Origin of the sequence: Mesorhizobium sp. B2-4-14, from assembly GCF_006442155.1 — a bacterium.
Taxonomy (GTDB): Bacteria; Pseudomonadota; Alphaproteobacteria; order Rhizobiales; family Rhizobiaceae; genus Mesorhizobium.
In genome coordinates this window covers 1-1,373 of the sequence record NZ_VFVA01000083.1, presented here as the reverse complement: position 1 = coordinate 1,373, position 1,373 = coordinate 1, and the positions used below count along the sequence as shown (strand labels likewise).

At 66.6% G+C, this 1,373-nt stretch carries 1 protein-coding gene; it reads left to right on the top strand.

Annotated features, from left to right (window positions below; genetic code table 11):
• Positions 1–120: 120 nt before the first annotated feature.
• Positions 121–1,373 (top strand): IS4 family transposase (locus FJ938_RS29245; protein ID WP_181169218.1); only part of this gene is annotated, 1,253 nt, incomplete at its 3' end.

The window sequence follows — 1,373 nt, the reverse complement described above, 5'->3', positions numbered from 1 at the left end:
GTGTGTGATTCTGTAGCTGCCATTGTTGATTCGGGAGATTTCGACGATGGCCCCGCTGCTTGGATACTTCGGCGACCTGCGCTTGCAAAAAAGGGGAGCATGGTGCTGGAGCGCATGTGCATGCGCATCAGCGCGGGCATGCGTCGGCTGGCCGATACACGCGCGGAACAGGTTGCGTTCACGCGGCTGTTTGGCAATCCCAACGTGACGGTGCAGGAGATCGTGCGCACGGCGGCGGCGCAAACGGCCAAGGCGGCGGCCGGCCGTCATGTGCTGATCATCGAGGACAGCAGCGAGATCAACTATCAGGCCAAGGCCTCGCGCAAGCGCGGCCTCGGATGTGTCGGCAACGGCAAGGATATCGGGCTGTTCGTACACCCGGCGCTGGCCGTGGATGCCGGCGACGGGTCGGTGCTGGGCCTTGCGGCGGCCACGATCTGGCGGCGCCGGGGGCAGAAGGCGGACGACTACCAGGCCCTGCCGATCGAAGCCAAGGAAAGCTACAAATGGATCGCCACCGCCACGGCGGCCCGCCAGGCGCTGACCGACACGCCGCTCCTCACCGTGATCGGCGACCGCGAGGCCGACATCTACGAGGTGCTGGCAAGGCTGCCTGACGAGCGCACGCATGTGCTCATGCGCGCTGTGCGCGATCGGGCGCTGGGGGAAGAGGGCGGCCGCTTGTTCGGCGAGATAGCCAAGACGCCGGAAGCCGGCCGCATCGCCTTCGATCTGCAGGCGCGTCCCGGCCGGCCGGGACGCAAGGTGCACCTGGCCGTTCGCTTCGCCGAGGTCACCTTGCGCCAGCCGCGCCTTGGGGCCGACCGCCGCGATCCGCGCGCGGTCAGGCTCAATATCGTGGAAGTGCGCGAGATCGATCCGCCTTCGCCCAAGGACGCGGTGATCTGGCGGCTGTTGACAACCCACACCGTCAAGACACTCGCCGATGCCATCGCCATCGTCGATCTCTACCGGTCGCGCTGGACCATCGAGCAGTTGTTCCGGACCTTGAAGTCGCAGGCCATCGATCTGGAGGAAAGCCTCATCGCCGATGGCGATGCACTCGAACGTCTGGCTGCCACCGCGCTGATCGTGGCCACCAGGGTTATGCAACTCGTGCACGGGCGCGACGCGGCCGGCCAGACCCTCAGGGCCACACGCCTCTTCAATCCCGCCGAGATCGCCGTTCTGGACGCGCTGGTCGCCAGGCTGGAAGGCAAGACCCAAACGCAGAAGAACCCGCATCCGCCACACACGCTCGCTTGGGCGGCCTGGTGCATTGCCCGGCTCGGCGGCTGGAACGGCTATCCAAAGGAGCGCCCGCCGGGCCCGGTCACCTTCAGCAACGGCCTCAAACGCTTCCACGCCATTGT